The organism is Cupriavidus sp. 01L43, from assembly GCF_056399925.1.
Genome location: NZ_JBFTSH010000005.1, coordinates 199,129 through 224,734 on the forward strand (window position 1 = coordinate 199,129; position 25,606 = coordinate 224,734).

Genomic DNA, 25,606 nt, shown 5'->3' on the forward strand with positions numbered 1-25,606 from the left:
ATATCAAACTACCAATCAGGCCGCCAGCTGCGCGGGCTGACAGACGCGCAGCAGCGTCTGGAGCCGTGCGCGGTCGAGGTTGCGGCCGATGAAGACGAACTTGCTCTCGCGTGGGCGCGCGTCCCACGGGTCGGCCGGATGGAAGTCCATCAGCCGGTGCACGGCTTGCAGCACGTGGCGGCGGTCGTCGTCCTGCACGGCGACGATGCCCTTCATGCGGAAGACATCGTCGCCCTGCGCGGCCAGCAGGGCCTTGAGCGCGTGTTCCAGGCGCTGGCGGTCGAACGGGGTTTCGAACAGCAGCGAGACGGACGTCACCGACGGATCATGGCGATGGGCGTGGGCGTCGTCGTCAGCGTGGCCGTGCTCGCAGGTCTCGTCGCACACATGATCGTGATCGTGGTCATGGTCGTGCCCCGCGTGCAGGTCGTCCGCCGGCAGCGTGGCCACGCCGGGCGTGAAGCCGCCGATGCCGAGGATGCGCGACAGATCCACCTGGGCGTGGTTCGAGCGCAGGATCTGCGCGCCCTCGTTCAGGTGATGGAGCCGCGCCGCCAGCGCGTCGAGCCGTTCGGCGCTAACCAGATCGGACTTGTTCAGGATGATGCGGTCCGCCGCCACGATCTGGTCGACCGCCTGGTTGTCGAAGCCGGACAGCTGCGGGTCATCCAGGTGCGACTCGATGTGCACCGCGTCCACCAGCGTCAGGATGCCGTCGAGCGTCACCTGCTTCGCCACGTCGTTGTCCATGAAGAAAGTGGCCGCCACCGGCGTGGGGTCGGCCAGCCCGCTGGTTTCCACGAGGATATGGTCGAAGCGCTCCGGCTGGGCCAGCAGCTTCTGGAGAATCCGCACGAGGTCGGTCCGCACGTCCACCACGCAGCAGATGCAGCCGTTGGTCATCTGGTAGATCTCCTCGTCGGAGGTCATCACCAGGTCCGAATCGACATCCACCTCCCCGAACTCGTTCTCGATCACCGCGATGCGGTGGCCGTGCTTCTGCGTGAGGATGTGGTTGAGCAGCGTGGTCTTGCCGGCGCCGAGAAAGCCGGTAAGGATGGTCACGGGCACGGGCGTGGCTTGCGGGAAGGTCATGATGTCTCCTGGGTGGGAAAGTCCGAATGCACGGCGGCGAGAGTGGCGCGCATGCCGCGCCAGCGCGAGACCAGCCCGGCGTGCTCCACGCCGAACAGGTCCAGCACACGGCCCACGGTATGGCCGACGATGTCGTCCACGCTCTGCGGATGGGCGTAGAACGCCGGCACGGGCGGCATGACGATGGCGCCCATCTCGGTCACCGTGGTCATGTTGCGCAGGTGGACGAGGTGCAGCGGCGTCTCGCGCGCCAGCAGCACCAGCCGGCGGCGCTCCTTGAGCATCACGTCCGCCGCGCGGGTGACGAGGTTGTCCGCCACACCGGTGGCGATGGCGGCCAGCGTGCGCATCGAGCAGGGCGCCACCACCATGCCGTCGCAGCGGAATGAGCCGCTCGCCACGGTCGCGCCGATATCGCGCACGTTGTGCACCACATCCGCCAGCCGCTCCACCTCGGGCCGCTGCATGCCGAGTTCGTGATGGATCGTCAGCAGCCCGGACGGCGAGCAGACCAGATGCGTCTCCCAGCCCTCCGCCGTGCCAAGCGCCTGGAGCAGCCGCACGCCGTAGGCCGCGCCGCTGGCCCCGGTGATGGCCACGACGAGCCGGCGCGGGGCGCTCATGGCCGGGCCTCCCCAGCTTTGGCAGCCAGGGCTTGCAGCACCTGCTCGGGCCGGATCGGGTAGTGGCGGAAGCGCACCCCGATGGCGTCGTACACCGCGTTGGCGATGGCCGGGCCGATGGCGACGATCGGGTCCTCGCCCACTCCCTTGGCACCGAACGGCCCGCCCGGGTCCGGCGCGGCTTCCAGCAGGATCGTGTGGATTGGCGGCATGTCCATCGCCAGCGGCATCTTGTAGTCCACGAAGTTGGCATTGAGCGAGCGCCCGGTCTGCATGTCGATCTGGTAGTCCTCGTACAGCGTATGGCCGATGCCCTGCTGGATGCCGCCCTCGATCTGGCCCGCCGCCGCCACTGGGTGGATGACCTTGCCGATGTCGTGAACGGGCACCACCTGCGCCACGGTGATGAAGCCGGTCTCGGTATCGACCTCCACTTCCACGAAATGCGCGGCGAACGAGTACGACTTCGTCGGGTGATAGGTAGCGGTGCCGACGAACTGCGCAGCGGGCAGGCCCTTGCGCGGCATGACCGCCTCGCGCACGGTCAGCGTGGGGCCGGGGCGGTCGCGTACGGCAATCACGCCGTTGGCGATGTCGAGCTGCTCCGGCGTGGTCTCCATCTGTGCGGCAGCACGGGCCAACAACTGCGTCTTGATCTCGCCAGCGGCCATCTGCGCCGCGCGCCCGACCATATAGGTGGTGTGGCTGGCGAAGGCGCCGATGTCCCACGGCACCACGTCCGTATCGCCATGGACCACGCTCACGCAATCGAAGGGGATGCACAACTCCTCCGCCACGATCTGCGCCAGCGCGGTGTGCGCGCCCGTGCCGAGCCCGGCGGCGCCGGTCAGCAGCACCACGGTGCCGTCTTCGTTCATCTTGACGATGGCGTTGCCCTGCTCCTTGATGCCGGGGTAGGCGCTGCTGCCGTGCATCTCGCAGCCCACGCCCCAGCCGCGCCGGATCACGCCCTGCTGCTGGCGCGTCTCCGCGCGCCGCTGCGCCCAGCCGGTGGCCTCGATGCCCTTGCGGATGCAGGCTTCCAGCCCGTGGCCGATCAGCGGATGGTTGGACGGTGCGATATCGCCGTCGCGCACCGCATTGCGCAGCTTCAGCTCGGCGGGGTCGATGCCGAGGTGGGCGGCGGCCTCGTCCATCTGGATATCGAGCGCGTAGTAGGTCTGCACCACGCCGTAGCCCCGGAACGCGCCGGCGATGGGGCTGTTGGTGTAGACGCAGCGCCCCTCCAGCCGCACGTTCTCGCAGCGGTAGAGCGAGACCATCGCCGCGGTGCCGACGTTGGTCACGCCGGGCCCGTGCGAGCCATAGGCGCCCGAGTTGAACATCACCTTGGCCTCGCGCGCGGTGATCGTGCCGTCGTTGCGGAAGCCCTGGCGCAGCCAGACCCGCGCCGGGTGGCGCGTCCGGCCGCCGAGGAAGGTCTCCTCGCGCGTGTATTCCATGCGCACCGGGCGGCGCGTCTCGCGGGCCAGCAGCGCGCACAGGAACTCGCTCTGGAACAGGTCCTGCTTGGCGCCGAAGCCGCCGCCCATGTGATCCACCAGCACGCGCACCTTGTGCAGCGGCAGGCCCAGCACCTCGGCCATGATCCCGCGCACCATGAAGGCGGTCTGCGTGGAGATCCACACGGTCAGGTTGCCGTTGCCGTCCCATTTGCAGGTCAGCACGTTCGGTTCCATGTAGGCCGGGGTGGGGCGGCCGCCCTCGTAGACGCCTTCGAGGATGAAGTCGGCCTCGGCGAAGCCCCGGTCCACATCGCCCCGCTCGATCCGCACCGGCGGCAGCACAAGGTTGCCGCCAGGCTCGCGGTCGTGGATCAGCGGTGCGCCGGGCGCGGCGGCATCGTCCACGGTGAACACAGCGGGCAGCGGCTCGTACTCGACCTCGATCAGCTCGACGGCGCGCGCAGCAATCTCCTCGCTGATGGCGGCCACGACGGCCACGCCTTCGCCCCAGTAGCGCACCTTGTCGTCGAGGATGTACTGGTCGCAGGTGACCGAGGCCGAGCGCGGGTGCGGCGAGCCGGCATGCAGCACGCGCGGCACGTTCTCGTGCGTCAGCACGGCCTTCACGCCGGGCAGCGCCAGCGCGGCCGAAGCGTCGATGCGGCGGATGCGCGCATGGGCGATGTTGCTGCGCTTCATTTTGGCGTGGAGCAGGCCGGCGAGCGGCATATCGGCGACGTACTTCGCGTTGCCGGTGACCTTGTCGAGCAGGTCCGTGCGCTTGACGCTGTGTCCGATCACGGCGTGGGTCATCGCGTGGCCTCCGGTGCGTGGCGCAGGGCCTCGGCCGTCTGTTCGATGGCCTCGATGATCTTGGTGTAGCCGGTGCAGCGGCAGATGTTGCCGGCGATGGCGAAGCGGATTTCCTCGCGCGTGGGCTGGGGGTTCTCATCCAGCAGCGCCTTGGCCATGACCACGAAGCCCGGTGTGCAGAAGCCGCACTGGGCCGCGCCGCAGCGCATGAACTGGTCCTGCACCGGGTGCACGGTGTCGGGGTGGGGCTGGATGCCCTCGATCGTGACCAGCGTGCAGCCGTGCGCCTCGGGCGCCAGCACCAGGCAGGCGTTGGTCGGCTTGCCGTCCATCAGGACCGTGCAGGAGCCGCATTCGCCCACGTCGCAGCCCTTCTTGGTGCCGGTGAGACCGGCGTCATAACGCAGGGCGTCGAGCAGCGTGCTGTGCGGCTCCACCGCGAGTTCGCGGGGCTCGCCGTTGATGGTGAGTGCGATGAGTTGGCGCATCAGTGGGTCTCCGTTTCCTGAAGGGCCAGTTCGATGGCACGGCGCGTCAGTACGCCCACCATCTCGCGGCGGTAATCGGCGCTGGCGCGCACGTCGCTGATCGGGCGGGCGTCTTCCATGGCCGCGTGCGCGGCCTGGAGGACCAGCCCGGCCGAGACGGGGCGGTCGCGCAGCATGGCTTCGGCGTGGACGGCGCGGATCGGCGTGGGGCCCACCGCCGCCAGCACGATGCCGACGTCGAGGCACTGCCCGCGCTCCACCGTGATCGACACCGCCACGCCCACCGTGGCCAGCTCCATCTGCACGCGCCGACCATGCTTGAGGTAGGCCTTGCCGGTGTGGGGCCGGGGCGCCGGCACGGTCAGGCGCGAGACCAGCTCGTCGGCGGCCAGCGCGGTCTTGCCGGCGCCGGTGACAAAGGATTCCACCGGCATCGAGCGCGAGCCGGACAGGCCGTAGAGGTGCACCTGCGCACGGTCGGCAATCAGCGGCGCGAGCGTATCGGCCGATGGCGACGCGCGGCAGACATTGCCCACCACCGTGGCGCGGTTGCGCACCTGGATCGAGGCGAAGTCGGTCACGGCGCGGGCCAGGCTGGCGTAGTGGCGCCGGGCGATGTCCGAGGTCTCGACCTCCCGCGTGGTGACCAGCGCACCGATGCGCAGGCCCTCGACGGCATCGAACGTCAGCACGTCCATCCCCGGGATCTTCTTGATGTTGATGACCTGCGCGGGCTGGCGGTGCGACTCCTTGATCTGCACGAGCAGGTCGGTGCCGCCCGCCAGCACGCTGGCGCGACCGCCGCAGCGGTGCAGCAGCGCGGACGCTTCGGCAAGCGTGGCGGGTTCGAGATATTCAAACGCTCTCATCGTGGCTCCTGTGGGGCGGCGTGTCGGTGAAACCATGATGGTTGGCGCACGATCATCGGTAAATACCCATAACCGGATTTATTGATCGTGTTACGCTCTGAATCGACCACCACACCACGCTTCAACAGAAAGCACGGGGGAGACATGGCCAACCTCAGCAACATGAACGTTTCGCTGCGGCAACTGCGCGCCTTTATCGCCGTTGCCGAGGAACTGCATTTCACGCGCGCGGCGGAGAAGCTCAACCTCTCGCAGTCGTCAGTCAGCGCGCTGATCCACGAACTGGAAGGCAACCTCGGCCTCAAGCTGTTCGACCGCCACACGCGGCTCATGCAGATCACCCAGGCCGGCGCCGAACTGCTGCCGATGGTCAAGAAGGCCGTGGCCGACATCGACAGCGTGCTGGAAAACTCCAACGAACTGCGCTCGCTGGGCCGGGGGCGGGTGTCGATTGCGGCGTCGTCGATCCAGGCGGCGCTGATGCTGCCGCGCTTTATCCGCGAGTTCTGCGTCGGGCATCCGGGCGTGAAGGTGGAGTTGCACGATGTGTCCGAGCACGAGGTGCCGCGCATGGTCAGCTCGGGCGAGGTCGATTTCGGTATCGGCACGATTCCGGAAGGCCAGCCGGACCTGACCGCGCACCGGCTCTCGTCGGATGCCTTCGTGATCGTGATGCCGCCGCATCACCCGCTGGCGCGGCGCCGGGAACTGACCTGGGAGGATGTGGCGAAGCTGCCGGTGATCGGCCCGCACCGGGGCAACCCGATCCGCGATTGCCTCGATGCGGCACTGGCGGCGCGCGGGATCACGCTGTCCCGCGTGCACGAAGTCTTCCTGCCGCTGACGATGGTCGGCATGGTCGATGCGGGGCTGGGCATCGCCGTGATGAGCACGGCGGTGACGCGCCTGACGTCAGCGCTGGGGCTGGTCACGGTGGCGCCGCGCGACCCGGCCATCCACCGCGACATCTCCCTGCTGGTGCATGCGGACCGCTCGCTCTCGCCGCCCGCCCAGTCCTTCCGCGACCTGCTGATGAAGCACAAGAAGGAACTGGGCGAGTAGGGCGCGTAAGTCCGATCAGGCGATCTTCTTCGCCATCATCTCCGGCGCCCCGGCGACCCCCCGGGCGTTGAACAGCAGGTTCAGCAGCACCGCGCAGAGCGTGCCGAGCAGGATGCCGTTCTGGCAGAACTTGGCCACCAGTTCCGGCAGCTGCACGAAGAACTTGTCCGCCACCAGCGGGATCATCCCCATGGCGATGCTGACCGCCACGATATAGGCGTTCTTCTTGTTCTCGACAAAATCCACATGGCCGAGGATGCGCACGCCGGTGGCCGCCACCATGCCGAACATCACCAGCGCCGCCCCGCCCAGCACGTACTGCGGGATCGACGCCGCGAAGAACGCCAGCTTCGGCAGGCAGCCCAGCACGATCAGCATGCCGCCCGCCGTGGCGCACACCCAGCGGCTACGCACGCCGGTCACCTGCACCAGCCCCACGTTCTGGGCGTAGGAGGTATAGGTGAAGGTGTTGAACACCGCCCCGACCAGCGCGCCCACGCCATCGGCGCGCAGCCCCCGTGCCAGGTCGTCCGGCGTGACGGGCCGCTCCACGATCTCCCCGAGCGCCAGGAACTGCCCCACGCCCTCGATCATGATCACCACCATCACCACGCACAGTGTGACCGAGGTCATGGCGTCGAAAGTCGGCCAGCCGAAGTGGAACGGCGTGATCAGCTCCACCCAGTGCGCCGTGTGCACGCCCGCGAAGCTGACCTTGCCCATCGACAGCGCGATGACAAAGCCCACCGTGATGCCAATCAGCACCGCGATATTGCACAGGAAGCCCTTGAAGAAGGCGATCATGACCAGTACGGTCAGCAGCACCGCCGCCGCGATGCCGAGGTTGGCGGGCAGGCCGTAGGCCGGATTCGGCACCGGGCCGGTCGGGCTGGCAATCGTCGGGTTGCCGCCCGCTGCCCAGTTGATGCCCACCCGCATCAGCGAGATGCCGATGATAAGCACCACGGTGCCGGTGACCACGGGCGGGAACCAGCGGATCAGCCGGCTGACGTAGGGCGCCGCCACGTAGGTGAACACGCCCGCCACCATCACCGCGCCGAATACGGCGGGCAGGCCGAGCGCGGGGTTGGAGCCGGTGGCGATGATCGGCGCGATGGCGGTGAAAGTGACGCCCATCATCACCGGCAGGCGGATGCCGATCTTCCAGATGCCGATGCTCTGGATCATCGTCACCAGCCCGCAGCAGAACAGGTCGGCGGCAATCAGGAAGGCAATCTGGTCCTTGGGCAGCTTCAGCGCGCCGCCGATGATCAGCGGCACGGCAATGGCGCCCGCGTACATCACGAGCACGTGTTGCAGCCCGAGCGCGGCCAGGCGCAGCGGGGGCAGGACTTCATCGACCGGATGCACGGGCGGTTTCCCGTGGGGGGCGTGGTGGGGGGTCATGCTGTCTCCTTGGTCTTCCAGGCCGGTCGCCGCATGATGGGTCGGAAGGGAGTCGCTGTAGCCGCCCCCCGTGGTCTGTGCCACGTCTTCCGCCACCTGCGTTGTCGTTATCGGGGCAGCATGCCAGCCACCGGTCAGTGGGTAAACAGGCGCCACGGATGAATCGATCGGCAAAGCCGATCAATCTGCCCCTACGGCGCGCTATCTAGGGGCTGGTGGGGGGGTACGGCGGCGGGTCAGTGTTTTCCCGTATCGAGCCGTGCCAGCAGTGCCGTGGCGCGGGCCATGGCGGCGGGGTCGATGCGGGCGCGGATGCCGTCGAAGGCCGGGCCGCGCGTGGCGTCCAGCCCCATGCGCGAGGTGGTGCCCACGCCGGACGCCGAGGGGTCGAGCGCGCTGCCGGGCAGGCCGTCCACCACCACTACGTCCAGGTGCGGCTGCAGGTGCGTGGCGATGGCCCACAGCACCTCCTCGTCGCGCGTGATGTCCACATCCTCGTCCACGGCGACCACGGTCTTCAGGTACGGATCCCAGCCGAGCAGCCCGAGCATGACCTGCCGCGCCTCGCCGGGCCGCGACTGGCGCAGCGCCACGTAGGCGTGGAAGTGCGTGCCGGAACTCGGGTAGTGCACCGCCGTGACACCGGGAAAGCGCTCGCGCAGTTTCTCCACCATCTCTGACTCGCGCGGAATGCGTCCGAGGTTCAGGTGCTCGGCCGAATTGCCGCCGACCACATCGACCAGCCAGGCATCGCGGCGGCGCATCACCGTCTCCACGCGCAGCAGGTTATTGGTGGAGCGATCGGACGAATAGCCGGTGAACTCGCCGAACGGCCCTTCCTCGACGCGCGCCGACGGGTCGATCACCCCCTCCAGCACGATCTCGGCATGCGCGGGCACGGCGATGCCATAACGCGGCGTCCGTACCACCTCAAGCGGCGCACCGAACAGCCCGCCGGCCACGTGGCGCTCGTCCACGCCATAGGGCAGGCGCGCCGCACCGGCCAGCATGAACAGCGGATGGGCGCCGATCACCATCGCCACCGGCAGCGGCCTGCCGGCCTCCGTGGCGCGCTGGAGCATGCGCCACAGGTGCCCGCGCGAATGCAGGCTGGTGGCGATCTCGGTGGGCGCGTGCAGCATCGACCGGTGATAGCTGGCGTTGCCGATGCCGGTCTCGGGGTCTTCGGCAATCAGGATGGCATTGGTGATGTACGGACCCCGGTCCGTGGCGAAGTGCCGGATCGCGGGAATCGTCGACAGATCGACCTGCTCCTGCACGATGTCCGTCACCGCGCCGCTCGGCAGCACGCGTGGCGGCTGCATGCGGCGGCTGCGCGCCTGGTACTCGGCATGGATGCCGGCCGGCGAGACTCCGCCGAGCATGCGCCCCACGCGCTCGCGCGAGGCGAACAGGTTGGTGACCAGCGGCGTGGCGAGGCCCGCCACGTTCTCGAACACGATGGCCGGATGGCGGTTCTGCGCGGCCAGTGCCCAGACCAGCGCGGTCGGGTCCTGGTCGGCGGCCACGGGCTCGCGCACGGTCAGGACGTCGTCGGGATACGCCGCGCGGTACGCGGCCAGGAAGGTGTGGAAGTCTTGGGATGTGTCATCGAACCCCGCCGGCGGCGAGGTCGATGGCGTGGGGGATGCGGTTGAGGCAGTCATGGCATGGCTCCGCTTGGGTACAGGCTGGTACAACCATCGGGAGTCCGTTGCCGCGCGCGGGCGGGGCCGGGGAGGGCGGCCCGCGCGTGACCAGACGGATGTCAGGATCGAGCGAGGTTCAGGGCGACGTCAGCGCGTGCTGGCGTAAGTGTCCTTGAGCCGCGCCTGCGCTTCCTCCTGGGTCTTGGGCGGCGCGGTCGGCTCGATGCCGACCAGCCGGGCGATGTTGTTGCCCATGTAGCCCTCCAGCCCGTCCTCGTCCAGGTCCATGCCCTGCGGGGCGGGCCCGCACAGCATTTCCAGCTCGCGCAGCCACATGCCTGGCTCGTTGGGCGGCGTATCCGTGCCGAACACGATCTTGTTGCGCGGCAGCTGCCGGGCGAACTCGACAATGCGCGACTGGAAACACCAGCCGGACTCGCAATACACGTTCGGCGTGTCCATCGCCATCCAGAACGCCTCGAACGAGTAGTTGCCGCCGGTCTGGATGCCGAAGTGCCCGATGATGAAATTGACCATCGGGAACTCGCGGATCACCGGGTAGAACATCGTCGGAATCGTGTACGGGCCATCGCCGGTATGGATCAGCACCACGATGTTGTACTTGGCGCAGACCTTCATCGCCGGGCGCAGCCAGTCCAGCGCGCGGTCCGGCCGGTAGCCGTGCATGTTGGCGTGCAGCTTCAGCATCTTGAAGCCGTACTCCTTGATGTGGAACTCCAGCTCCTGCGCGCCTTCCTCCGGGCCCCAGCGCGGGTTGAAGGTGAAGTTGCCGATGAAGCGGTCCGGGTACTTCTGGCACAGGCTGGCCACGTAGGCCATGTAGTCGCGGATGCCTTCGCGGCCGCGGCGGTTGCCGTCGCGGTAGCCGGTGTTGCCCGGCGGCGGCTGGATAAAGCCCATGTCGATGCGGCGCGGCTTGCCGTTGATCATGTAGGGGCCGTCCATCATCTTGAGCAGGCGCTCGCCGGTGAAGGGCTCGCCGGTGTGGCGCCAGGCTTCGTCGACGAGGTTGGTCGGGTGCAGGTGGGTATCGATAATCATGTGTGGCTCCGGGTGCGGAATCAGGCGGCCAGGCGGGCGCGGGCTTCCTCGAGCGTGCGCGGCACGGGCGTGGGTTCCAGGCCGATCATGCGGGCGACGTTGTTGCCGAGGTAGTCCTCGAGCGTGTCCTCGTCCAGGTTCAGGCCCTGCGGCGGCTCGAAGCAGAGCACCTCCAGCAGGCGCAGCCACATGCCGGGCTCGTTGGGCGGGGTATCGGAGCCGAACAGGATCTTGTGCTTCGGCAGCACCTTGGCGAACTCGACGATGCGCGACTGCAGGCACCAGCCGGACTCGCAATACACGTTCGGCATGTCCATGGCCATCTGGAACGGCTCGAAGCAGTACACCCCGCCGGTCTGCACGCCGAAGTGGGCCATGATGAAGTTCACGGTCGGGAACTCCTTCATCATCGGCACCCACTCGGTGGGAATGCTGTACGGGCCGTCGCCGGTGTGCAGCTTGACCAGCACGCCCAGCTCGGCGCACTTCTGCAGCGCCGGGCGCAGCCAGTCCAGCGCGCGGTCGGGCCGGTAGGCGTGCATGTTGGCCTGGAACTGGACCATCTTGAAGCCGAGCCGCTTCACGTAGTGCTCCATCGCGTTCACGCCGTTCTCCACGCCGCAGCGCGGGTTGTAGACGTAGCAGCCGATGAAGCGCTCCGGGTACTTCTCCACCATCTCGCGCGTGTAGCCCATGTACATGTCGATGGACTCCGCGCCGCTGCGCTCGCCGTCGGTGTACGTGTAGATGGTGTTGCCCTGGGGCGGCTGGATGAAGGCCTTGTCGATGCGGCGCGGCTTGCCGTTGATGGTGAACGGACCGTCCATCATGCGGATCAGGCGTTCGCCCGTGAACGGGTCGCCGTCATGCCGCCAGGCCAGGTCGACCAGGTTCGTCGGATAGCAACTGGTGTCGATGATCATTGAGATCCCCTAACGATGACTCAGGTGGAAGACGTGCATGCCGGCGTTCGGGGACGCTGGTCATGCCGCTTGCGGGAGTCGTGTCAGGGGCGGGTGCGGCTGGATGCATGGCGCCACTGACGAACGACTCCGTCAGTGAGCAATCTCCAGTTGAACGGGGCGGCGTTGCGCCGCTGGTGTCCAATCGACCGCTTATACCCACGCGTTCGTTATACAGGATAGCCGGCGCCGCGGCGGCATTGATCTGGAACGCAGATCCATATATCGGCCGGGCCGATGAAGCTTATGCGAAACAATTCGTTCGGGCGCGGGGAACGCTTTCTTAGGATGGCGCTCCTTCCCGTCAAAAACGAGCGACGCGCATGACAACAAGAACAGCAGCTCCCCGAACCCCCGTCAGCCGGTTCCCGCAGTTCCGCCGATCGGCCGCCTGCCTGGCCGCGCTGGCCCTGGCCACCCTGGCGGCTGGCTGCGGCAGCGACGGCGACAGCGCCGCCCAGACCCCGGTGGCCACCACGCCGCCGCCCACGGTCCAGAAGAAGCCGAACATCATTTTCATCATGGCCGATGACCTCGGCTATTCGGACCTCGGCGCCTTCGGCAGCGAGATCCGCACGCCCAACCTCGACGCGCTGGTGAAGCAGGGCCGCATCCTGGCCAACCACCACACGGCGGCGGTCTGCGCGGTCACGCGCTCGATGATCATCTCCGGCACCGACCACCACCTGGTGGGCGAAGGCACCATGGCCACCAGCGATGTCAACTACATCGACGAAAACGGCAAGCCGGTGCCCGGCTACGAGGGCTACCTGAACGACCGCGCGCTCTCCATCGCCCAGCTGCTCAAGGACGGCGGCTACCACACCTATATGGCCGGCAAGTGGCACCTGGGCAGCGGCCTGCCCAACGCCACCAACCAGGGCGCGGCGGTGGGCGCCAGCTCGCCGGGGCAGACGCCGGTCTCGTGGGGCTTCGAGAAGAGCTACGCGTTGCTGGGCGGCGGCGGCGACCACTACGGCCGCAACGGCAGCACGGCCTATGTGGAGGACGACCACTACGTCACGCCGAACACCACCAACTTCTTCTCCTCGGACTTCTACACGTCCACGATCATCAAGTACATCGATTCCAGCACCGGCAAGAATGCGGACGGCAAGCCGTTCTTCGCCTACCTGACCTACCAGGCGCCGCACTCGCCGCTGCAGGCCCCGGCGGCCTATATCGACCGGTACAAGGGCGTCTACGACGCTGGCTACGAGCCGATCCGTGCGGCGCGGCTGGCGCGCCAGAAGGCGCTCGGGCTGATTCCGGCGGACTTCACGCCGAACCCGGGCCGGGACGAGACGGTGGCCGTCACCCCGCGCACCGCCAACTGGGGCACGGCGCAGGCCAACTACGTGACGTCGACGAACAGCGCGGCGCAGGGCGGGGTGGACACCCGCGTGATGAACGCCAACAAGAAGTGGGATAGCCTCACCGCCGACGAGAAGCGCGCCCAGGCCCGCTACATGGAGATCTTCGCGGCGATGGTCGAGAACCTCGACGACAACGTCGGCCGGCTGGTGGCCCACCTGAAGGACATCGGCGAGTACGAGAACACGCTGATCGTGTTCCAGTCCGACAACGGCCCGGAAGCCAGCTACTACGAGTTCAGCGGCAACTACGACCAGAACTACGACGCCAAGAACGCGGCGGCGGCGGTCTACCCGACGCTGGGCACCACCGCCTACACGGGCAGCAGCAATCTCGACTACGGCCAGCGCTGGGCGGAAGTCAGCGCCACGCCGTTCCGGCTCTGGAAGTCGTTCCCGGCCGAGGGCGGGCATTCGGTGCCGACCATCGTCAAGCTGCCGGGCGCGGTGCCTGCGGCGCAGTCGCCGCAGCTCAACGCCTTCACCCACGTGGTGGACCTGGCGCCCACCTTCCTGGAACTCGCCGGCATCGCCGCGCCCAGCACGCCGGCCGCGCCGCTGTACGACGCCAAGGGCGTGAACCGCAACGCCGGCAAGGTCGTGTACGACGGGCGCAATGTCTACCCGATCAGCGGGCTGTCGCTGGTGGCCACGCTGCAGGGCAAGGCCACGGCACCGGCACGTACCACCTTCGCCGAGGAGCTGTACGGCCGCACCTACGTCTATAGCGACAACTGGAAGGCCACGTGGATCGAGCCGCCGTTCGGCCCGGCCCATGGCGAGTGGACGCTCTACGACATCCGCGCGGACCGTGGCGAGACCAACGACCTCGCCGCCCAGCGTCCGGACGTGCTGGCGGACCTCAAGGCCAAGTGGAACGATTATGCGAAGGCGGTCGGCGCGGTATTGCCGAAGGTGCCGGGCATGATCTACTGAGGCGGCGGCGACCATGCGTATTGCATCCCGGCCGCTGGCGGCGGTCGCCGGCCTGGCCTTTGCGGCAGGGCTGGCGGTGACGGTCGGCGTGCGCGCCGTGCCGGCCACCGCCGGCGCCACTGCCTCGCCGCTCGGCAGCGCGCGCCAGTGCCAGACCTACGCCGGCCTGCCGGACGGCTGGCGCCGCGACCGCACCGCCGGCATGGTCCACGTGCGCGGCGGCAGCTTCGTACCCGGCACCACGCTCGGCTATCCGGACGAGCGTCCCGCCGGCACGGCGCGCGTGGGCGCCTACTGGATCGATCGCACCGAAGTCACCAACGCCCAGTTCGCCGCCTTCGTGCAGGCCACCGGCTACGTCACGGACGCCGAGCGTGCCGGCGAGGCCGTGATCTTCCACAAGCCGAGCGATGCCGAACTCCAGCAGCGCCCGTACGCGTGGTGGTCGATGGTGCGCGGCGCGGACTGGCGGCATCCGGGCGGGCCGGCCACCGACGTCGCCGGCAAGGACAACCAGCCGGTGACGCTGGTCACGCAGGCCGATGCGCGCGCCTACGCGCAATGGCTCGGCCGCGACCTGCCCACCGAGGACGAATGGGAGTTCGCCGCCAAGGCCGGGCAGGACGGCGCCGGCCTGGAAACCGCGCCGAAGACCCCGGACGGCACGCCCACCGCCAACTACTGGCAAGGCGTGTTCCCGGTGCTCAACACCTCGCAGGATGGTTTCGACGGGCTGGCGCCGGTCGGCTGCTACGCGGCCAACGCGTGGGGGCTGCACGACATGATCGCCAATGCCTGGGAATGGACCGCCGACCCGTACACCGGCCCGCGCCAGTCGCACGCCAACGGCGACACGGCGGCGGTGGCGGCGGCCACCTCGCGCCAGCGGCGCGACGCCCGCACCGCCGTGATCAAGGGCGGCTCGTTCCTGTGCGCGCCGGATTTCTGCGTCCGCTACCGCGCCTCGGCCCGGGAACCCGCCGAGCGTGACCTGCCGACCTCGCACATCGGGTTCCGTACGGTGCTGCGCGATGGCTGACCGCTTGGGGCGATTCGCCCTCTCCATATTGCTGGCGATGATCGCCGTCACCGCCCGGGCGGACGATGCCCCGCGCGTGGTGCGCCTTGGCGTGGCGACGGAAACCGACCGCGCGCTGATCGAAGCTGCGGCGCCCGCCGGCCTCGCTCAAGGCGTGCGGCTGGAAGCCGTGGCGTTTGCCGATGCCGGCAAGGCCGCCGCCGCGCTGGCCGCCGGCCAGATCGACGGCTCCGTGGCGCAGGACGCCCAGGTGGTGGCCGCCAACCCGCAGGTCTGCGCCGCCGGCTACACGGTGACTTATCCGATGGGCCTGTACGCGCAGCAACTCGCCGCGCTGCGCGAGGTGCCGGTGGGCGGCGTGGTGGCGCTGCCGGCGGACCGCGCCGGGCAGGGGCGGGCCTTGCTGCTGCTGCAACGCTACGGGCTGGTGCGGCTCGATTCGGCGGCGGGGCTCACGCCGCGCCCGAAAGACATCGTCGATAACCCGCGCAAGCTGCGCTGGCACACGCTGCCGGCCGCGCGGCTGCCCGGCGCGCTGCGCACGAGCGCGCTGGTGGCCATGCCCTATGCGACGGCGGCCAGCGCCAACCTCGCCCCGGCGCGCGACGCCATCGGCATGGAAGACGCCCGCGTGCCCTGGGCCAATGTGCTGGCCGTGCGCGCTGCGGATTGCGGCGCGGGGTGGGCCGGGGCCACGGTGGCCGCGCTCCACGCCCCGGCGGTCAAGACCTTCATCCTGGCCCGATTCAACGATTCCGTGCGCCGGCCATGGTAGAGGGCGCCACGCTGTCGTTCGACTGCACGGCCTGCGGCAAGTGTTGCAACTCGCCGCCGCTGATGAGCCTGCCGGAGCTGTTCCGCCACGCGGACCGCTTTATCGGCGCGCTGGCGCTGCGGCGCATCCGCCCGCCGGTGGCCGGCACGCGCCATGCCGTGGCGGGACGGGTGGTGGAGGTGGGGGAGGAAGACGTCGCGCAGTTCCACGCCATCGCCCGCCGGCAGGGCCATGCGCTGCCCGGCGGGGAATATCTGGTCCTGATGACGCAGGCCATCGACTATCCCTCGGCTGGCCGCTGCCCGGCGCTGGCCGACGACAACCGCTGCGCGATCCACGCCGACCGGCCCGCCACCTGCGCGATGGTCCCGCTCGACGCCTGGGTGCCCGACGGCCTGCAACAGGTGGCACTGGCCGCCAAGCAGCCCGGTGGCGCGCAGTATCTGGGTGCTGATTGCATCACTGTGGGGGCGTCCCGCCCGCTGGTGCAGGCGCGTGAGGTGGTGGATGCCGGCTATCGCGCCGCGCTGGCCCGCCGCCGTGACGCCGAGGCCGAGGACAAGCGCGACTGGGGCGACGCGGTGTTTCGCCTGTTGCTGCCGGAATTGCTGGGTCCGCGCGGCGACCTCGCCGCGATCCCGCCGGACGGCCAGCGCACGCTGTCGCTGGCCCCCGTACTGGCCGTGCTGGCCGCCAATGGGGCGGATGCCCGGGCGCGCTGCCTAATATATATAGGGGCCCAGCGCGCCGGCATCGCCGCCAGCGTGGCCCGGGCCCTTGCCCGGCGCCAGCCTGCCGACAAGCCGACCACGGCCCTGCTGCGCGGCTTCGACACCGCGCTGGCCGCGCTGGCCAGCCGACTGGGTTAGCCGTAGCCGGGTCCGGGCGGTCAGGACGGTTCAGGGCTCGCGCGCCGCGTCCGGCGAGAGGCCCAGCACCCAGTCGCGGAAGGCATCCAGCGCGGGCGCGTGGGGGCCGTCCTCCGGATAGGCGAAGTAGTAGCCCTGGCTCACGTCGAGCACCCGTTCCACCGGAATCACCAGCTGGCCGGTCTCCAGTTCGCGCTCGATCAGCAGGCGCGGCGCCAGCCCGATGCCCAGCCCGGCCGCCGCGGCGGCCGTCATCATCGTAAACAGCTCATAGCGCGGCCCGCGCGCCGCCGCCACGCTGTAGTCCCAGCCCTGCACGGCGTACCAGTCGCGCCACGCCTGCGGGCGCGTGCTCAGGTGCAGATGGCGGTAGTGGGCGAAGCCCTCGGCATCGGCCAGCGCGTGCGCGGCCCGGAAGGCGGGGCTGCACACCGGCACCATGCCGCCTTCCCGGAAAATCACCCCGCCGCGCGTGCCCGGCCAGAACTGGTCGCCGAAGTAGATCGCCGCGTCGTAGGCGCAATCCTGAAACGAGAAGGGCTGCGAGCGGGCGCTCAGGTTGACCGTGATCTCGGGGTGCAGCCGGGCGAAGTCGGGCAGGCGGGGAATCAGCCATTGGGTGGCGAAGGTCGGCACCACGGCCAATTCCAGCGTGTAGCCCTGGGTGCGGCCGGCGCTGATCTCCTGGGTGTCCCGTTCGATATGGTCCAGATGGCGCCGCACGCGCGCCGCGTACTCCCGCCCGGTTTCGGTCAGCTCCAGCCGGCGCCGCACCCGGGTGAACAGCGCCACGCCGAGCCGCTGCTCGAGCAGCGCCACCTGCCGGCCGACGGCGCTCTGGGTGAGCGCGAGTTCGTCGGCGGCACGGGTGAAGCTGCCCAGCCGGGCGGCGGCCTCGAACGCGAGCAGCGCGTTCAGGTTGGGGATGTCCTTTCTCATGGCGGGCGGGGGCAGGGTGGGGCGGCAGGGGGAGAGTATAGCGACGCGGACATCGTGCGCGCGGCGCACAACGTTGTGAGCATTCGTCGCTTGTGACCCGCCCGGCGCTGCCGCTATGCTGCGGCGCAACCCCACCGTGACCACGTCCCCATGAATTCGAACATCGCCAAGCTGCTCAATGCCAACCTGGGCGCGGCCCGCGCCGCCCACCTGCTGACCCTGGTCACCATGCCCGAAGGCCTTCCGGCCGATATCGAGGGCCGCGCCACGCGCGCCGAGATCGCCCAGGCGCTCAACGTCGTGCTGTTCGGCGACATCCTGGACCGCGTGCCCACCGGCCGCGCCTACACGGACGACGTGGCCCGGGCCGGCGGCAAGGTCACCTTCGACCACGGCGCGCTGCGCACGGTGAAGTGGGCGAGCGGCGCGCTGCCCGAGGGCGAGGCTGCCTTCACGCGCATCCTGCGCCCACTCGGCTACGTGCTGAACGGCACCTATCCGCTCGACCGCATCGGCATGACCGGCCGCTCGTACGCCCATGCCGACGCCCCCGAGCAGATCGCCCAGTTCTTCCTGAGCGAGTTCCACCCGGAGCGCGAGCGCTACAGCGACGCCTTCCGCGCCGCCGTGACCCGCGTGACCGAAGCCTCCATCGATCCGCTGACCCCGCGCGCCCAGACGCTGCTATGGCAACTCGAACGCGACGGCCTGCTGGCCGTGGCGGATGGTGCCGAACTGGTCGCCCTGCTAGCCCGCTGCTTCGCCCGCCAGCACCCGGCGCCGCGTCTGGAAGACTACGAGACCCTGCTCCAGGAATCGGCCGAAATGGCGTGGATCTCCACCGAAGGCAACGCCTTCAACCACGCCACCGACCGCGTGGCCGACGTCTTCGCCCTGGCGGACGCCCAGAAGGCCCTGGGCCGCCCGATGAAGGAAAAGGTCGAGGTCTCCGGCAGCGGCCGCGTCAAGCAAACCGCCTTCCGCGCCGACCCGGTGACGCGCGAGTTCGTGGGCGCCGACGGCGAGACGGTGAGGCGCCAGGTGCCGGGCTCGTTCTATGAGTTCATCACGCGGGACAGCTTCGAGGACGAAGCCGAGGCCCGCCGCAAGGTGGACCTCGGGTTTGACGCCGGGAACGCGCAGGGCATCTTCAAGATGACGGCGGCGGCCTAGGGGGCTACGGCGTAGAATCCAAGCCAAGCAGTACGGTACCCCTCCTCAAAAAAATCCAAAAGGACAAGATGAGAAACGCCTTCGCCCCCTGCCTGACCCTCCGCCTCACTCTCTGCGCGGCTGCCATCAGCCTGTCCAGCCTGTCCAATCTCACAGCACACGCGGCCACCCTGGCACCCGAAGCCGCGCAGCAGCAGGCGCAGGCGAGCTACCGCGAGTATCTGGATCTGCTGAACATCCCCAATGATTCGGTGGCGCCCGAAGATATCCGGCGCAACGTGGCCTGGCTCGAGCAGGCATTCCGCAAGCGTGGCTTCACGACCCAGCCGCTGGACAATGACGGCAAGCCGATGTTGTTCGCCGAGTATCCGGGCAAGCAGGCGTCGCGCAAGACCGTCCTGTTCTATATGCACCTGGACGGCCAGCCGGTCATCCCTTCCCAATGGGCCCAGAAGAGTCCGTGGAATCCTGTGCTGAAGAAGAAGGGTGCCAATGGCGATTGGGAGGAGATCGACGTCGCCAACCTGTTCTCGGGGGCGGTGGACCCGGAGTGGCGCGTCTTCGGCCGGTCCTCGTCCGACGACAAGGGGCCGATCATGATGCTGCTGGCGGCCATCGACGCGATGAAGGCGGCCGGCACGCAGCCCGCTGTCAATATCAAGGTGATCCTGGACAGCGAAGAGGAGAAGGGTTCGCCCTCCATCGGCAAGGTGATGCAGGCCCATCGCGACCTGCTCGCCTGCGACGGCATGATCATCCACGACGGGCCCATGCACGCTACCAATCGCCCCACACTGATCTTCGGCAACCGCGGGGCGGCGAAGGCGAAGATCACCGTGTTCGGTCCGAAGGCGCCATTGCACAGCGGTCACTACGGCAACTACGCGCCGAACCCGGCGCTTCGGCTCGCGAGCCTGCTGGGTTCGATGAAGGACGAGAGCGGTCGCGTCACCATTCCGGGCTATTACGCCAAGGTCCGTCTCGGCGATGCCGAGCGCAAGATCATGGCTGCCGTGCCTGACGACGAGAAGGCGCTGAAGACCCGTATTGGCATCGCCCAAGCGGAGAAAGTCGGCGCCAATTATCAGGAGGCGCTGCAATACCCGTCGCTGAATGTGCGCGGCATGGCCGCCGCCGCAGTCGGTGACAAGGTCGCCAATATCGTGCCGGACAAGGCCGAGGCCGAACTGGATCTGCGTACCACGCCGGACTCCGATGCCGCGTACCTCGGCAAGCTGATCGAGCAGTACATCGTCAAGCAGGGCTACCACCTTGTGAAGGGCACGCCGACCGACGAGGAACGCGCGCGCTACGACAAGCTGGCGAGCTTCTCCTACCAGAGCGAAGGGGCGGATGCGGCGGGCTCGCCGATGGACTCTCCGGTCGCGAAATGGGCGTACCAAGGCATCACCGGCACCTTCGGCACGAGCCCGGAGCCCGTCCGCATCCGCATGATGGGTGGCACCGTGCCGACGGCGGAAATCGTGAATGTACTGAAAGTGCCGTTCGTGATCGTCCCGCTCGTCAACGCCGATAACAACCAGCATGCCGCGAACGAGAATCTTCGTCTCGGGAATTATGTCAACGGCGTGCGGACGCTCTACGGGCTGATGACGGCACCGTTCTGAGTCAGGCTTTCGCTACGGGGGGCGCTATCGATGGTCCCCCAGCACCGTCGCGCGCGTAAATTCCTCGATGTTGTCCAGCAGCGCATCGAGCGCCTCGCCGGCGCCATCGACATCGCCGCGCGCAATCGCCGAGGCCACGGTGGCGTGCAGCTTCGACATCGTTGGCAGGTCCGCCGCCTCCTTGTAGTGGAGATACCAGAAGCGGCGCGACAAACCGTGCATCAGCCGCATCGACCCTTCGGCAAACTCGTTACGGGCGGCAACCAGACATAGTTCGTTGAACTCCCGGTCCGCGCGCACAAAGGCGACGTCGTCGCCACTACGGGTTGACTGCTCGAATTCCTTCGCCAGGCGCTTGAAGTGATCGCGCTGCTCGGCCGTGGCGCGGCGTGCGGCGCAGCGGCAGATCAGTCGTTCCACTTCGCGGCGCGCCTCCAGCAGGCGAAGCTGCTTGGCCACGTCCATTGGCGCGATCAGCAGGCCGCGCTGCGGCAGCACCATGATCAGGTGTTCGCGCGCCAGGCGCTGGATCGCCTCCCGGATCGGCGTGCGGCCGATTCCCGTCATCTCGCTGAGCTGCAACTCCGACACCGAGCTGCCCGGCGCCAGCTTCATCGTCACGATCGCTTCTTCCACCTGCTCGTACGCCATGTCGGTCAGCTTGCCGCGCTGGCCTGGGGTCTCTTCAGGCTCTTGTACTGGCGCGGAACGGGCGCGCGTGGCGGGTTTTGAGGTCATGGCCGAGGTCAGGATGCACGGAAAACCCATTGTATATGAGTCGTACGCATCTTCTGTACACGGTGGATTTCGCCCTTGCTTCCCGCCGGCTTTCTGCTACTATCCTACTAATATATTAGATGTGTACCGGAGGCGGCGTGGCGAACGAGGATGTCGTTGTCGTGGGGAAGGGGCCGATTACCGTGGTCGCCGTACATGGCATTCAGGGCACGCGGGGCGCCTGGCTGCCGCTGGCACACCAGTTGGCCGACCAGTGCACGTTCATCCTGCCGAACCTGCCCGGGCGAGGGCGGGCAAGTTCGCCCATCAGCGAGCGCGACTGCTCGCTGGACGCCTACGCCCGCGTGTTGAGCCGGGCGATTGACACCCATGTCGACGGGCCGTTCGTGCTGGCTGGATGGAGCATGGGGGTCTCGGTGGCGCTGGCGTATCTGGCACAGGCGCGCACGATGACCGCCTGGCCGTTGCCCACCGAACTGCTGCTGGTCTCGGGCACGCCGCACCTCGACGCAGTGGCGTGGTTCACCCCATCGTCACCGGATGCGCTGCTGGCAGCCATCGCGGCACGCGAGCAACGGCTCGGGCTGCGCGAGGCAGCCGACCATCGCACCGTGGCGTGGACCTGGAACGCCATCCGGCGGACGGATCAGCGTGGCGAGTTGGCCCACATCGCGTGCCCGGCGCTTGTTATCCATGGCAGCGAGGACGCCGACTGCCCGCTCAGTCACGGCGCGATGCTGGCCGACGGAATCCCACGCGCCGAGTTGCACGTCCTGCAGGGCGCCGGCCACAGCGTGCTGACCGAGCGGACCGACGACATCGCCGCGTATCTGCGCCAGCAATGGCCCATGCCGCCGGCAGCGCAGGGACACAGAACATACCCACAGGAGACAGCATGAGAGTGGAGGACCTGATCTATTTCTGCGCACCAGCGCGCCTGATCATGGGCGCCGGCAGCCGTGCGCAGTTGCCGGCGCTGCTGCAGCGGCTCGGCTATCGCCGTGGCCTGCTGGTCACGGATACGTTCTTCACCTCTGCCACGCCATGGGTCGATGAACTCGTCGCTGCCGCACGCGCGCACGGCGTGGAACTGCTGGTCTATGACGGCGGGCTGCCGGATCCCACGACCACGCTCTGCGACACCGCTACGGCAGCCCTCCGCGCGCAGCTCGACGGCGTGCCTGTCGATCACGTCATCGCCATCGGCGGCGGCAGCAATATCGATCTGGCCAAGGCGCTGTGCCTGACGCTCCCCGCCGGCAACCCGGTGCGGGATTTCATTGGCACGATCGACAGCGCCACCCCCATCCTGCCGATGATTGCGCTGCCCACCACGGCCGGCACGGGCTCCGAGGCCACGCCCGGGGCGATCCTCGTCGATCCGGAGAACGCCACCAAAGTTGCCGTCATGGACAACCGGCTGAGGCCCGCCGTGGCATTGATCGATCCCGAGTTCACCTACACCTGCCCGCCGCGCGTCACGGCCGATGCGGGCATCGATGCGCTGACGCACGCGGTCGAGTCATACCTGACGCTCGACTCCGCCCGTTTCGACCGGGGCGGGGACGCTGACCCCGGCTACAGCGGCCGCAATGCCCTGACGATGTTGTTCGCGCATGAATCGATCCGGCTGTGCAGCCGGTATCTGTTGCGCAGCTACCAGCGCGGCGACGACACCGAAGCGCGCATAGGCATGAGCCAAGCGAGCCTCTATGCCGCGTTGTCATATGGCAGTGCCGGCCTGAACGCGGTGCATGGCATTGCCTATGCCGTCGCCGGGCTGACGCATCGCTCGCACGGCACGACCAATGCAGTGATGCTGCCTTACGTGCTCGACGCCCTGCGCGACGTGCGCAGTGACGAGATGCTTGCCGTGGCCCGGCTGTTTGGGATCGAAGACACCGACCCCGATTCGGCCGTGGCGCGCCTCCCCGTCCTGGTGCGCGATCTGGTCCGTGATCTGGGCATCCCCACAACCCTGCAGCAGTGCGGCATCGCGCAAGACGACCTGGCGGCGCTGGTGAAGGACGCCCTTGGCGTGACGCGCCTCGCCAAGGCGTTTCCCGTGCCGGACGTGCCGGCGCGCTATGCCGCCATCGTCCAGCATGCCTGGCACGGCGATCTCTCTGCCGAAGCCCCGCACATGGCACCGCGCCGCGCGGCATAGCACGACATTTCCGATGGACCGAACGTTGCCGCTTCGCACGGCATGCCGTAAACCATAACTTGAACATCAGCGATGTCCAACTAATATATTACGAAAGCGCGCCGGCAAAGAGCGCGATTCACCTACACAGGAGACAACCATGGATATGTCAGCAGGCGCCCTCAGGCTGGAGGCCGGCGTAGCGGCGCGGCTGGAACGATTGCCAATGACGGGCTACCAGCGCTCGTTGTTCGGCATCATCGCCACCGCGTGGTTTTTCGATTCGATGGACCTCGGCCTCATGACGTTCGTGCTCGGTTCGATCAAGGCCGAGTTCGGCCTGACCGCCGCGCAGGCCGGCATGCTCGCCAGCTCAAGCTTCCTGGGCATGTTCCTGGGCGCGGCCATCGCCGGCCTGCTGGCGGATCGCTTCGGCCGCAAGCCCGTGTTCCAGGTCAGCATGATCTTCTGGGGCGTGGGCAGCCTGATGTGCGGGCTGGCGGACAACGTGACGACGTTGATGCTCTACCGCGTCCTGCTTGGCTTCGGCATGGGCATGGAGTTCCCGATCGGCCTGTCGATGGTGTCCGAAATCGTGCCGGCCAAGAGCCGGGGCAAGTACGTTGCCATCCTGGAAGGGTTCTGGCCGATCGGCTTCATCGCCGCCGGCGCGATGACGTACTTCCTGCTGCCGATGATCGGCTGGCGCGGGATCTTCATCGCACTGGCCGTGCCGGCCGTATTTGTATTCGTGGTGCGTCGGATGGTGCCCGAATCGCCGCGCTGGCTCGAAGATGTGGGCCGCAAGCGCGAAGCCGACGCCGTGATGGCAGGCATCGAACAGCGTGTGGAACGTGCCTGGGGCCACGCCTTGCCGCCGGTCGCGGCGACCTACCGGAGCCCGCAGCCGACAAACCGGAAGGCGCGCTTCATGGAACTCTGGTCAGGCCCCTACGCGCGCCGCACGATCATGCTCTGGTCGGTCTGGTTCTTCGCGCTGCTCGGCTACTACGGGCTGACCACCTGGCTCGGGGCGTTGCTCCAGCAGGCCGGCTATGCGGTGACCAAGTCCGTGCTCTACACGGTCTACATCTCGCTGGCGGGCATTCCCGGGTTCATGTTCTCGGCATGGCTGCTCGAGAAATGGGGCCGCAAGCCAACCTGCGCGCTGATGCTGCTCGGCAGCGCCGTCGCCGCGTATGCCTATGGCCAGGCGGCGGTGCACAAGGTGCCGGTGGAGCAGCTCATTGCCGCCGGGCTGTGCATGCAGTTCTTCCTGTTCGGCATGTGGTCAGTGCTCTACGCCTACACCCCGGAACTCTATCCCACGCGCTCTCGCGCCACCGGCTCGGGCTTCGCCTCGTCGATCGGCCGAATCGGTTCGCTGGCGGGCCCCTATCTGGTTGGCGTGCTGCTGCCGGTGACCGGGCAGGGCGGGGTGTTCACGCTGGGAGCGCTGTCCTTCGCCGTGGCAGCCGCGATGGTGCTGATGCTGGGCGTCGAAACACGCGGCAGGGCACTGGAGGAAGTCTCTCAATAACGATTTCGCCGCGCGGCCCGCGAGCCGCGCCCTGACAGCGCCCCTGTGCGACAGGGGCATTTTTTGGATCGCCGCCTTTTTATATCCAACTGATATGTTAGTGCGGCGGACTTTACCGGAGATGCAATCATGATGACTGAACGCCAACGCCAGTTCAGGGAGCAGTACAAGGCCGACATCAGCCCGCTTTACAACGGGTTGCTGCACATCACCGTGATCTACGGCGTGGGCATCGCCGCGCTGTACTGGGCCATCCAGCACCTGCACGGCGTCACATGGGAATGGGCATTGATCCTGCCGGTGTTCCTGGCCGGGAATTTCGTCGAATGGTTCATGCACCGCTACGTCATGCACCGCCGGATCGACGTGTTCGCGCTGCGCGCCATCTACGAGCGCCACACGCGTCAGCATCACCAGTACTTCACCGACCAGGAAGCCACGATCGATACCACGCGCGAGTTCCGCATCGTGTTCTTCCCGTGGCGCGTACTGGCGACGCTCGGCGTGGGTGGCGGCGGGCTGGGCTATCTGGCGTCCCTGATCTTCAACGCCAACGCCGGCTACTTCGTCTTCATCACGATGGTGGCGCAGTACCTGATCTACGAGACGTTCCACTACTGCTGCCATGTACATGACAACTGGTTCGTGCGCAACATGCCGTTCGTCAACACCATCCGGCGCCACCATACGGCCCATCACAACATGGGCATCATGATGAAGTACAACATGAACCTGACGTTCCCGATCGCGGACTACATCATGGGCACCTCGGACCTGCGCCGCGGCCTGATCGGGCACCTGTTCAACGGCTACAGCGAGGCGCACGTCAAGGAAGAACTGAAGCCGGTCATCCAGAAATTCCGCACAGACCATTCCCGCGTGACGCTCGACGGCCCGCTGCTGGACGACGAGGAGCGCCGCGCGATGGCGGCTTGACTGCCGGGCCGCTCCCGG

22 protein-coding genes are annotated in these 25,606 nt (G+C 68.0%); 11 read left to right on the forward strand and 11 right to left on the reverse strand.

Features of this window, described 5'->3' with window-relative positions; translation table 11 throughout:
* Positions 1–15: 15 nt before the first annotated feature.
* Genes AC1DP9_RS11525 through AC1DP9_RS11545 form a run of 5 tightly spaced genes read right to left on the reverse strand, consistent with a single transcriptional unit; the run spans position 16 to position 5,354 of the window.
* Positions 16–1,095: a CobW family GTP-binding protein gene (locus AC1DP9_RS11525; protein ID WP_477107399.1), complete on the reverse strand. Its 1,080-nt coding sequence runs from the start codon at positions 1,093–1,095 to the stop codon at positions 16–18.
* Entirely contained in the window at positions 1,092–1,718 is a 627-nt protein-coding gene (locus tag AC1DP9_RS11530) for a UbiX family flavin prenyltransferase (RefSeq protein WP_092293982.1), read from the reverse strand. Before AC1DP9_RS11530 ends, AC1DP9_RS11525 begins: the two co-directional genes overlap by 4 nt.
* Positions 1,715–3,997, reverse strand: a complete 2,283-nt coding sequence (locus AC1DP9_RS11535) for a xanthine dehydrogenase family protein molybdopterin-binding subunit (RefSeq protein ID WP_477107400.1) — start codon at positions 3,995–3,997, stop codon at positions 1,715–1,717. The genes AC1DP9_RS11530 and AC1DP9_RS11535 overlap by 4 nt, the downstream gene beginning before the upstream one ends.
* Entirely contained in the window at positions 3,994–4,485 is a 492-nt protein-coding gene (locus AC1DP9_RS11540; RefSeq protein WP_477107401.1) for a (2Fe-2S)-binding protein, read from the reverse strand. The genes AC1DP9_RS11535 and AC1DP9_RS11540 overlap by 4 nt, the downstream gene beginning before the upstream one ends.
* Positions 4,485–5,354, reverse strand: coding sequence for an FAD binding domain-containing protein (locus tag AC1DP9_RS11545; RefSeq protein WP_477107402.1), 870 nt, complete (start codon positions 5,352–5,354; stop codon positions 4,485–4,487). The genes AC1DP9_RS11540 and AC1DP9_RS11545 overlap by 1 nt, the downstream gene beginning before the upstream one ends.
* Positions 5,355–5,498: 144 nt before the next feature.
* Between AC1DP9_RS11545 and AC1DP9_RS11550 the strand changes: the two genes are divergently transcribed.
* Positions 5,499–6,416, forward strand: a complete 918-nt coding sequence (locus AC1DP9_RS11550) for a LysR family transcriptional regulator (RefSeq protein ID WP_092293974.1) — start codon at positions 5,499–5,501, stop codon at positions 6,414–6,416.
* A gap of 15 nt (positions 6,417–6,431) precedes the next feature.
* On the opposite strand, the gene AC1DP9_RS11555 is transcribed toward AC1DP9_RS11550, so the two are convergent.
* From AC1DP9_RS11555 to AC1DP9_RS11570, 4 genes are all read right to left on the reverse strand, one after another.
* On the reverse strand, positions 6,432–7,823 hold the full coding sequence (locus AC1DP9_RS11555; protein WP_477107403.1) for a nucleobase:cation symporter-2 family protein: 1,392 nt from the start codon (positions 7,821–7,823) through the stop codon (positions 6,432–6,434).
* Between the two features lie 236 nt (positions 7,824–8,059).
* Positions 8,060–9,490, reverse strand: a complete 1,431-nt coding sequence (locus AC1DP9_RS11560) for a UbiD family decarboxylase (RefSeq protein ID WP_477107404.1) — start codon at positions 9,488–9,490, stop codon at positions 8,060–8,062.
* Positions 9,491–9,619: 129 nt separating this feature from the next.
* Complete coding sequence (locus tag AC1DP9_RS11565; RefSeq protein WP_092293969.1) at positions 9,620–10,534, reverse strand: amidohydrolase family protein; 915 nt, start codon at positions 10,532–10,534, stop codon at positions 9,620–9,622.
* A gap of 20 nt (positions 10,535–10,554) precedes the next feature.
* The gene (locus AC1DP9_RS11570; RefSeq protein WP_092293967.1) at positions 10,555–11,457 is read right to left on the reverse strand and encodes an amidohydrolase family protein; all 903 of its coding nucleotides are present in this window, start codon (positions 11,455–11,457) and stop codon (positions 10,555–10,557) included.
* Between the two features lie 362 nt (positions 11,458–11,819).
* Here AC1DP9_RS11570 and AC1DP9_RS11575 point away from each other — a divergent pair, with 362 nt between their 5' ends.
* The 4 genes from AC1DP9_RS11575 to AC1DP9_RS11590 are packed head-to-tail and all read left to right on the forward strand — an operon-like array spanning position 11,820 to position 16,488.
* Positions 11,820–13,805 carry an arylsulfatase gene (locus tag AC1DP9_RS11575; protein ID WP_477107405.1) on the forward strand — a complete coding sequence of 662 codons (1,986 nt, stop codon included), beginning with the start codon at positions 11,820–11,822 and terminating at the stop codon, positions 13,803–13,805.
* A gap of 13 nt (positions 13,806–13,818) precedes the next feature.
* Positions 13,819–14,844 carry a formylglycine-generating enzyme family protein gene (locus AC1DP9_RS11580; RefSeq protein ID WP_477107406.1) on the forward strand — a complete coding sequence of 342 codons (1,026 nt, stop codon included), beginning with the start codon at positions 13,819–13,821 and terminating at the stop codon, positions 14,842–14,844.
* Entirely contained in the window at positions 14,837–15,619 is a 783-nt protein-coding gene (locus AC1DP9_RS11585; protein ID WP_441591247.1) for a MetQ/NlpA family ABC transporter substrate-binding protein, read from the forward strand. Before AC1DP9_RS11580 ends, AC1DP9_RS11585 begins: the two co-directional genes overlap by 8 nt.
* Positions 15,613–16,488, forward strand: a complete 876-nt coding sequence (locus AC1DP9_RS11590; protein WP_092293959.1) for a YkgJ family cysteine cluster protein — start codon at positions 15,613–15,615, stop codon at positions 16,486–16,488. Before AC1DP9_RS11585 ends, AC1DP9_RS11590 begins: the two co-directional genes overlap by 7 nt.
* A 30-nt stretch (positions 16,489–16,518) precedes the next feature.
* Here the strand turns inward: AC1DP9_RS11590 and AC1DP9_RS11595 are convergent, their stop codons facing one another.
* Positions 16,519–17,427 (reverse strand): LysR substrate-binding domain-containing protein, encoded by a 909-nt coding sequence (locus AC1DP9_RS11595; RefSeq protein WP_477107407.1) that lies wholly within the window; start codon positions 17,425–17,427, stop codon positions 16,519–16,521.
* 150 nt (positions 17,428–17,577) lie between these two features.
* Between AC1DP9_RS11595 and AC1DP9_RS11600 the strand changes: the two genes are divergently transcribed.
* Together AC1DP9_RS11600 and AC1DP9_RS11605 are read left to right on the forward strand one after the other, a co-directional pair.
* On the forward strand, positions 17,578–18,600 hold the full coding sequence (locus AC1DP9_RS11600) for a 2-oxoadipate dioxygenase/decarboxylase family protein (protein ID WP_477107408.1): 1,023 nt from the start codon (positions 17,578–17,580) through the stop codon (positions 18,598–18,600).
* A gap of 68 nt (positions 18,601–18,668) precedes the next feature.
* Positions 18,669–20,228: a M20/M25/M40 family metallo-hydrolase gene (locus tag AC1DP9_RS11605; protein WP_477107409.1), complete on the forward strand. Its 1,560-nt coding sequence runs from the start codon at positions 18,669–18,671 to the stop codon at positions 20,226–20,228.
* 24 nt (positions 20,229–20,252) lie between these two features.
* On the opposite strand, the gene AC1DP9_RS11610 is transcribed toward AC1DP9_RS11605, so the two are convergent.
* Positions 20,253–20,966 (reverse strand): GntR family transcriptional regulator, encoded by a 714-nt coding sequence (locus tag AC1DP9_RS11610; RefSeq protein WP_092294381.1) that lies wholly within the window; start codon positions 20,964–20,966, stop codon positions 20,253–20,255.
* Between the two features lie 119 nt (positions 20,967–21,085).
* Between AC1DP9_RS11610 and AC1DP9_RS11615 the strand changes: the two genes are divergently transcribed.
* The 4 genes from AC1DP9_RS11615 (at position 21,086) to AC1DP9_RS11630 (ending at position 25,588) form a co-directional block, all read left to right on the forward strand.
* Positions 21,086–21,865: an alpha/beta fold hydrolase gene (locus tag AC1DP9_RS11615; protein WP_477107410.1), complete on the forward strand. Its 780-nt coding sequence runs from the start codon at positions 21,086–21,088 to the stop codon at positions 21,863–21,865.
* Complete coding sequence (locus AC1DP9_RS11620; RefSeq protein WP_477107411.1) at positions 21,862–23,133, forward strand: iron-containing alcohol dehydrogenase; 1,272 nt, start codon at positions 21,862–21,864, stop codon at positions 23,131–23,133. Before AC1DP9_RS11615 ends, AC1DP9_RS11620 begins: the two co-directional genes overlap by 4 nt.
* A 139-nt stretch (positions 23,134–23,272) precedes the next feature.
* On the forward strand, positions 23,273–24,652 hold the full coding sequence (locus tag AC1DP9_RS11625; protein WP_441591253.1) for an MFS transporter: 1,380 nt from the start codon (positions 23,273–23,275) through the stop codon (positions 24,650–24,652).
* 129 nt (positions 24,653–24,781) lie between these two features.
* Positions 24,782–25,588 (forward strand): fatty acid hydroxylase family protein, encoded by an 807-nt coding sequence (locus AC1DP9_RS11630; protein ID WP_477107412.1) that lies wholly within the window; start codon positions 24,782–24,784, stop codon positions 25,586–25,588.
* Positions 25,589–25,606 lie beyond the last annotated feature (18 nt).